Genomic DNA, 7479 nt, shown 5'->3' on the forward strand with positions numbered 1-7479 from the left:
GTCGGCGACCGGCAGGACATCGGGATCGGCCTGGGCAAGCCTGTCATAGAACGGCACGATGATGCGCTCGCCATGCGCGTCGACCAGGATCGAGGCCAGCGCCGAGCGGGCACCTCTGACGCGCCGCACGAAGGTGCAATCGACGCCTTCGGCCTCTATGCCGGCGATGAGCTGGTCGGCGACGGCATCGTCGCCGGCACTCGCCCACAGCGATACTTCGGCGCCCAGGCGATGGGCAGCGCAGGCGGCGCTGGTGGCCATGCCCGAGGCGATCTGGACGCCGTCGGAGGCCATGAACTTGCCCTGATGTATGGGCAGCGTCTCGACGCGCAGGATGGTGTCCAGCGTCAATGCGCCAACGCTCAGCAGCTTCACCGGTTTTGCCATGGCTGAGCTATTCGACCGGCTTGATCTTGCCCAGCGGAATGAAGCCGAGCGAGGCCTTGCCCCTGACCACCTTCAGCGGCATGGACGGTTCGTTGCCGAGCACCGCCAGGGCAGAAAAACCCTGCTCGATCTGGCTTTTCTGCTCGGGTATGGCGGTACCGAGGATGGCCGCCACCGCCTTCGGGTCCTTCAACCTGATCATCAGGTCGGCGTTGACCAGGCCCTCGGCGTCGACGGAGAGCGGTCCCGAAACGGTGATGCGCGCCGTCCCCGACGACAGGTCAAGGTTGCGGATTTCGATCGCCTGGCCACGAAGGCTCTTCACCCGCGTGCCGATCAGTGCGACGCCGTTCTTCAATGTCACGTCGCCGCTGGCATCGAACACCGGAAGCACGCGCCCGCCAATTGCGTCGGGGTCGACCTCGAGATCGCCGAAACTGCCGAGATAGTCGATATCCTCGCCGTTGGGCTGCAACTGACCTGATGCCTTGCCGGCACTGAACAGTTGCACCGGATCGGTATCGTCGGCCGGATCGGTCTGGCCGGAAAGGCCCTCTGCCTCCAGCGAAATCCGCCGCGGCAGCGGCCACCACAATTTGAAATTGGCCTGCAGATTGTCCCAGTCGATCCACAGCGGCACCATGTCCGGAACGGAGGTCCTGAGCGGGCCGCGCAGATTGGCAACCGGCGACAGAGGCTGGATGATCTGGGCGGCTGCGTTGAAACTTCCGGCCGAGGCCGCAATGTTCTTGGCATCGTCCTCATAGGCGAGGTTGTCGCAGGAGACGGTAAAGCTCAAGGGATAGCCGCTGACCTGGAGATTGGCGCAGCCGGCCTCGACGCCATTCTTGTTGAGCGTGGCAACCGCCTTGTCGGCCTCGCTCCTGACGCGGTCAGCCAGATAGAACCAGCCGCCGCTGTAGAGGGCGAACAGCACGACGATGAATGCTGCAAGCCAGATCAGGCGGCGACGTTTGTTCGGCTGGCGTTCGTCACTTGACGTCATGCTTTGGCTCTCGTTAACGCATGGGTATTGCGGACGGGTAGTCGATTCCGCCAGGTGGACAGACGAATAGTTAGACGGGACGGGCGGAAAAAACACCGGTCCGGGTGCGGTGTTGGCATCTTTTGCAATCAGGCGCGGCGATATGGGCGATTTTTGGGTGTTTGGCTATGGCTCGCTGATCTGGCGGCCGGGATTCGCGCATGTCGAAACACAGCGTGCCCGCCTGCATGGCTACCGGCGCTCGCTCTGCGTCTATTCCTTCGTGCATCGCGGCACGCGCGAGCGGCCGGGGCTGGTGCTCGGCCTCGATCGTGGCGGGTCCTGCGTCGGCCTCGCATTCCGCGTCCCCGGCGACTTGCGCGACGAGGTTATGGCCTATCTGCGCGAGCGCGAGCTGGTCACCAATGTCTATCTGGAGCGTCTGCTCAAGGTTCGCCTCGACGGCGGCGGTACGGTCGACGCGGTGGTTTACATTGTCGACCGCCAGCACGAGCAATATGCCGGAGCGCTCGACGCTGCAGATGCGGCGGCCGTGGTGCGCGGTGCGGTCGGCCAGTCCGGCAACAACGAGGACTATGTGCTGAGCACGCTGGAGCATCTCGAGGCGCTGGGCATTCGCGACCATTGGCTGGAAGAGGTGGCGCGGCAGGTCGCGCCTTTGTGAAGCTGGCTCTGCGGAAAAAGGCCGCCAGGCCTTTGACCTCGTTCAGGCAAGACCTAGGTTAGGCTCCAACCCTCAGCCCGCGGGCGCCATTTGCCCGCCCAATCATCCCGGAGATCCGCCTTGCAGAAACGTCGTCTCGGTCGCACCGACTTGTCCATCGCGCCGCTGGTTCTGGGCGGCAACGTCTTCGGCTGGACTGCCGACGAGAAAACCTCGTTCGACCTGCTCGACCGCTTCGTCGGCGCCGGCCTCAACGCCATCGATACGGCGGACGCCTATTCGCGCTGGGTTCCAGGCCACAAGGGCGGCGAATCGGAAACCATCATCGGTAAATGGATGAAAGACCGTGGCAATCGCGACAAGGTCGTGGTGATCACCAAGGTCGGTTCGGATATGGGACAGGGGCACAAGGACCTGTCCGCCGCCTACATCGAAAAGGCCGTCGACGCATCGTTGAAGCGGCTGCAGACCGAATTCATCGATCTCTATCTGTCGCATTGGCCGGATCCTGCGACGCCCTATGAGGAAACGCTTGGCGCCTACGAGAAGCTGCTCGCCAAGGGCAAGATTCGCTATGCCGGGTGCTCTAACCTCGACGCCGGCCAGTTGCGTGCGGCACTCGATGTGGCGAGCCTGCGCAGTCTGCCGCGCTACGAGGTGCTGCAGCCGGAATACAATCTCTACGATCGCTCATCCTTTGACGGGCCGTTGCGCGATCTGTGCGTGGCCGAGGACATCGGCGTCATCACCTATTTCAGCCTGGCCAAAGGTTTCCTCAGCGGCAAATACCGCAGCGAGGCCGATCTCGGCCAAAGCCCGCGTGGCGGCGGCGTGAAGGACTATCTCAATGCGCGCGGCATGCGCATCCTTGCGGCACTCCACGCGGTGTCATCAAGGCATTCGGCCAAGCAGGCGGAAGTCGCGCTTGCCTGGGTGATCGCTCGGCCGGGCGTCACCGCGCCGATCGCCAGCGCCACCAAGCCCGAGCAGATGGACAGCCTGATCAAGGCGGCGTCGCTGAAGCTGAGCGCCGCCGACATGGCCGAACTCGACAAAGCAAGCGACTGAAGTTTCGGCGGCCGCTCCTCGCACGAACGTCCAAGACGACCCTCTTGTCTTGCCATAGCCTCCTTCGCACGGGGCAAGACAGAGGGTGAGATGACTGAGCCGCTTCTTTTGCAGCCGGATCTTTGGCGCCAGTTGTGCGCGCTCGTGCTTGCCTCCGCCGTCGTCATGGGCAGCCCGGGGCCGGCAACGATAAGCGTCACCGCCGTTGGTGCCGCCTTCGGTTTGCGCCATTCCCTGGGCTATGCCTGGGGAATCATCCTGGGCACGATCGCCGTGCTTTTGGTTGTCGCGACCGGGGTCATGGCAGTGCTCACCTCGATGCCGAAGCTGGCGCCGTTGCTGGCTTTGGCCTCCGCGGCCTACATCCTCTATCTCGCCTTCAAGATAGCCACGGCATCGCCGCTGGCGGCGCACGCCGCCGAGGCTTCGCGTCCCACATGGCTGGCTGGATTTCTTCTCGCGGTCGCCAATCCAAAGGCCTATGTGGCGATCGCCGCCGTGTTCGCCGGTGCTTCGTCCAAACAGGGCGCCACTGAGCCTGGTCTATGGCTGAAGCTGACGGTTCTCGCCCTGATGATCGTTGCCATCCACGCTCTGTGGCTTGTCGCGGGGGCTGGGTTCGCGCGCTTCCTGCGCCGGCCGGCGGCCTCGCGGATCATCAACCTGATCTTTGCCGTGACGCTGGTATTGACCACCGCGCTGGCGGTGTTCGGCTGAGAACTGCCGGCCGGAGACTTCCGGTTCAGACTTTGGTTCTTGCGGCGTTGTCCAGCTCTTGCAGCCTTTTCGCCGCTGTCGGCGGCAAGGCAGGCGGGTTCGGGCCGCGCGCCGCATCAATCAGGAACTGGTCGCAGGCAGCTTCGGTCTCGCCGATCAGCCGGGCCATGAATTCGTCCTTGCTCAGTCCCGGTGGAATCGGCGGCAGGAAACGCGCCTTGATGGTGCCGGGATAGCGCAGGAATTTGCGGCGCGGCCAATAGAGGCCGGCGACATGGGCAACCGGCACCACCGGAACACCAAGCTGCGTGTAGATTTCGACGATGCCGTATTTGTAGGCCGGTTCGTCGCCCGGCGCGCGTCTTGTCCCTTCGGGGTAGATGATGAGCTGGCGAGGGTTGCGCGCCATCTCTTCCTTGGTCGCGGCGACCACGGCCTTCAGTGCTTTCGAACGGCTGCCGCGATGAACCGGGATCATGCGCATCTTCATGATGTACCAGCCGAAGAACGGGATCCAGGTCAGCTCGCGCTTGAGGATGTAGAGCGGGTCCTGAAGGAAGGGGAAGAAGGCGATCGCGTCCCAGAACGACTGATGCTTTGGTGCCAGGATGAAGGAGCCTTCGGGCAGGTTTTCCCGGCCGGTGATCTCGTTCTTCGTTCCGGCGATCTTCTCGTAAAGCCACATCGAGGTGCGCGACCAGAATTTCGGCACGAACCAGGCGCGGTGCCGGGGCGACAGGAAATAGTAGGGGGTCCAGAGGATCATCTGGACGATCAGGTTGACGTAGAAGACGAAATTGAACGTCAGCGATCTGATGTAGAGCATTGGGGGAGCCCGGTGAGGAGGTGAGCGTTGGTTACACCAAGCGCGGGAAAAAAGGAAATGGCCGCAGGCGCTTTGGTTGGCGACGAAGAACGGCCACCGATGGGTTGGCCTGGTTCCGCTACATCAGCCGCGCCAGCCGCGCCTTCAGGCGCGGAGCGGCAAAATCGAGGAAGGCGCGCAGCTTGACCGGCAGCAGGCCATGGCCCGCATGCACCAGGCTTACCGGCCATGGCGCCGGCTCGAATTCCTGCAGCAGGACGCGCAGCGCGCCGGACCGCAGCGCGGCTTCGATCTGGTAGGAAAGCACACGCGTCAGCCCGACGCCGGCAATCGCGGCATCGATGGCCGCTTCGGCGGTGTTGACCTGAAGCCGCGAGCGGACCCGAACCGGGATTTCGGCCTTGCCCTTGATGAAGCTCCAACTGGCGGCGGAGGCGAGCCCCTCGAAGGTGATGCAATCGTGTGTTTCCAGATCCTCCGGGGTCGTTGGCGTGCCGTGTTCGGCCAGATAGGCCGGGCTGGCGCAGACGACGCGGCGGATCGCGCCGACGCCGATGGCGACCAGGCTCGAATCGGGCAATCGGCCGATGCGGATGGCGAGATCGAAATGGTCCTCGACCAGCTGGGTTATGCGATCGGCCAATGTCAGGCGGATGTCCACGTCGGGATAGGCGGCGAGAAAGCCGGTGACGACCGGCAGCACGTGCAGGCGGCCAAAGACGACCGGCGCGGTGATGGCCAGTTCGCCGGTCGGAACACTGTATTCGCCGGCGGCCGTGCGTTCGGCCTCGCCGACGTCGTCCAGGATGCGGCGGCAGGCGGCAAGATAGGCCTGGCCGGCATCGGTCGGTGTCAGCCGTCGCGTCGAACGATTCAGGAGGCGTGTGTTCAGATGGCGCTCGAGATCGGAAATCTTGCGGCTGACCGTCGCCAGCGGAATGCCGAAACGGCGGCTGGCCGCGGAAAGGCTGCCGGCCTCCACCGCGGCGACAAAGAGCGACATGGCCTCGAGACGATCCATAGGTTCTTCCGAAAAATGGAAGGACAAGTTACGAATATGCCATCTGCCTTTGAATGATGGAAGGCTTATATTCCAGTCTGTCGGCCCTGCCTGCAGCATGGCCTCGCACAGGAGTTGCCATGTCCGAAGCCCGCCCGCCGCTGCCGCCGTTTACCGCCGAGACCGCAGCGCAGAAGGCGCGCATGGCCGAGGATGCCTGGAATTCACGCGATCCAGCGCGGGTCGCGCTCGCCTATACAAAGGACAGCCGCTGGCGCAACCGCGCCGAATTCCTGCAAGGGCGCGACGCTATCCAGGCCTTCCTGACGCGCAAATGGAGCCGTGAGCTCGACTACCGGCTGATCAAGGAGGTCTGGGCCTTCCACGGCAACCGCATCGCCGTGCGTTTCGCCTACGAATGGCACGACGACAGCGGTTCATGGTTCCGCAGCTACGGCAACGAGAACTGGGAATTCGACGAACACGGGCTGATGCGCCTGCGCATCGCCAGCATCAACGTCCTGCCGATCGGCGAGGCCGATCGCAAGTATCACTGGCCGCTCGGCCGGCGGCCGGACGACCACCCGACACTGTCGGAGCTCGGACTTTAGCATCTTGCCGCAAGGAAGCTTTCGATGAACGCGCATGCTTTCACCAGCGACGTCGCCTTCACGCCGACCGTCAAGGCGATCCAGGCCCGCAAAGGCTCACGTCAGTCCTACGCCCGCGTCGAGGAGCGTGGCGGCTGGCAGGCCGGCATCACCCCGGATCTTGCCGCCTTCATCGAAATGCAGACCAGCGTCTTCCTGTCGACCGCCAACCGCGAGGGGCAGCCCTATGTCCAGCATCGCGGCGGGCCGGCCGGCTTCCTCAAGGTGCTGGATGAACATACGATCGGCTTCGCGGATTTTTCCGGCAACCGGCAGTTCATCACGCAGGGCAATCTGGCCGACAATCCAAGGGCGTTCCTGTTCCTGATCGACTATATGCACCGCCAGCGCATCAAGCTCTGGGGCACCGCGCGCGTCGTCGAGAACGATGCCGAACTGATGGCGAAGCTGATGCCGCAAGACTACAGAGCGCGCCCCGAGCAGGTCGTCCTGTTCACGGTCTCGGCCTGGGATGCCAATTGCCCGCAGCACATCCCGCAACGGTTCGAGGCAGCCGACGTCGCGGCGGCACTCGGCGAGCGGGACAAGCGTATCGAACGCCTTGAGCAGGAGATCGCACGACTCAGGGGAAATTCGGGCGCGGCCGCAGGGGAATAATCAGCCGCCGGCCGCGGTTTCGGCCAGCGCGATGCCGTTGGGCGTCGGCTTGACAGGCACGATGCCGCGCGCCAGCGCAAGCAGATATTTGTTGTATTCGGTGAACAGCACGCGCAATGCCCGCGGCTTGGTCAGCCAGCCGCCATTGTCGAGGTTGGAATTGACCACCGGATAGGGCTCGAGCTTGGCGCCATGCAGCAGCCTGCCCATTTCCAGCAGGCTGCGCGGCATATGATAATTGTTGGTGACGAGGATCACCGTGCCATAGGCGTGGCTCTCGACCCATTTGGCGCTTTCCTCGGCATTGCCGATCGTGTCGAGCGCGGCGCGGTCGATGTCGACGCAACAGGAGAACAGATTCTTGTCGCCGCCGGTTGCCGCCTGCAGCTGGCGACGGCTGGCCGAAGGATGCACGCCGCTGATCAGCAGCCGTTCGCCCTTGCCGGACGCCAGCAGATCCATCGCGGCATCGAGGCGGGACTGGCCGCCGGTCAAGACAATGATCGCGTCTGCCCTGGCCGGATTGGCGGGCGTCGTCAGGGG

Annotated in this window: 10 protein-coding genes; 5 read left to right on the forward strand and 5 right to left on the reverse strand. The window is 63.9% G+C overall.

Features of this window, described 5'->3' with window-relative positions; all coding sequences use genetic code 11:
* Nucleotides 1-387, reverse strand: a 387-nt coding sequence (locus EN914_RS17390; protein WP_245497826.1) for a PfkB family carbohydrate kinase, incomplete at its 3' end; no start/stop codon positions are given.
* Nucleotides 388-394: 7 nt separating this feature from the next.
* Nucleotides 395-1393, reverse strand: coding sequence for a DUF2125 domain-containing protein (locus EN914_RS17395; protein WP_024503755.1), 999 nt, complete (start codon nt 1391-1393; stop codon nt 395-397).
* A 142-nt stretch (nt 1394-1535) separates the two neighbouring features.
* Between EN914_RS17395 and EN914_RS17400 the strand changes: the two genes are divergently transcribed.
* The 3 genes from EN914_RS17400 to EN914_RS17410 all read left to right on the forward strand — a co-directional run bounded on the left by EN914_RS17400 (nt 1536) and on the right by EN914_RS17410 (nt 3842).
* Nucleotides 1536-2057, forward strand: a complete 522-nt coding sequence (locus tag EN914_RS17400) for a gamma-glutamylcyclotransferase (RefSeq protein WP_024503756.1) — start codon at nt 1536-1538, stop codon at nt 2055-2057.
* 120 nt (nt 2058-2177) lie between these two features.
* Nucleotides 2178-3125 carry an aldo/keto reductase gene (locus EN914_RS17405; RefSeq protein ID WP_024503757.1) on the forward strand — a complete coding sequence of 316 codons (948 nt, stop codon included), beginning with the start codon at nt 2178-2180 and terminating at the stop codon, nt 3123-3125.
* A 90-nt stretch (nt 3126-3215) separates the two neighbouring features.
* Nucleotides 3216-3842, forward strand: coding sequence for a LysE family translocator (locus EN914_RS17410; RefSeq protein WP_024503758.1), 627 nt, complete (start codon nt 3216-3218; stop codon nt 3840-3842).
* 25 nt (nt 3843-3867) lie between these two features.
* Here EN914_RS17410 and EN914_RS17415 read toward each other — a convergent pair whose 3' ends face one another.
* Together EN914_RS17415 and EN914_RS17420 are read right to left on the reverse strand one after the other, a co-directional pair.
* Nucleotides 3868-4668: a 1-acyl-sn-glycerol-3-phosphate acyltransferase gene (locus EN914_RS17415; protein WP_024503759.1), complete on the reverse strand. Its 801-nt coding sequence runs from the start codon at nt 4666-4668 to the stop codon at nt 3868-3870.
* A gap of 118 nt (nt 4669-4786) precedes the next feature.
* Nucleotides 4787-5689: a LysR family transcriptional regulator gene (locus EN914_RS17420; RefSeq protein ID WP_013529395.1), complete on the reverse strand. Its 903-nt coding sequence runs from the start codon at nt 5687-5689 to the stop codon at nt 4787-4789.
* A 119-nt stretch (nt 5690-5808) separates the two neighbouring features.
* Between EN914_RS17420 and EN914_RS17425 the strand changes: the two genes are divergently transcribed.
* Together EN914_RS17425 and EN914_RS17430 are read left to right on the forward strand one after the other, a co-directional pair.
* Complete coding sequence (locus tag EN914_RS17425) at nt 5809-6279, forward strand: DUF1348 family protein (protein ID WP_127389174.1); 471 nt, start codon at nt 5809-5811, stop codon at nt 6277-6279.
* A 24-nt stretch (nt 6280-6303) separates the two neighbouring features.
* Nucleotides 6304-6936, forward strand: coding sequence for a pyridoxamine 5'-phosphate oxidase family protein (locus EN914_RS17430; protein ID WP_024503761.1), 633 nt, complete (start codon nt 6304-6306; stop codon nt 6934-6936).
* Here EN914_RS17430 and EN914_RS17435 read toward each other — a convergent pair.
* On the reverse strand, nt 6937-7479 hold a 543-nt coding region (locus EN914_RS17435; RefSeq protein WP_164778770.1), incomplete at its 5' end, for a YdcF family protein.

The sequence above is a fragment of the Mesorhizobium sp. M7A.F.Ca.CA.001.08.2.1 genome, assembly GCF_003998455.1.
Lineage (GTDB): Bacteria > Pseudomonadota > Alphaproteobacteria > Rhizobiales > Rhizobiaceae > Mesorhizobium > Mesorhizobium ciceri.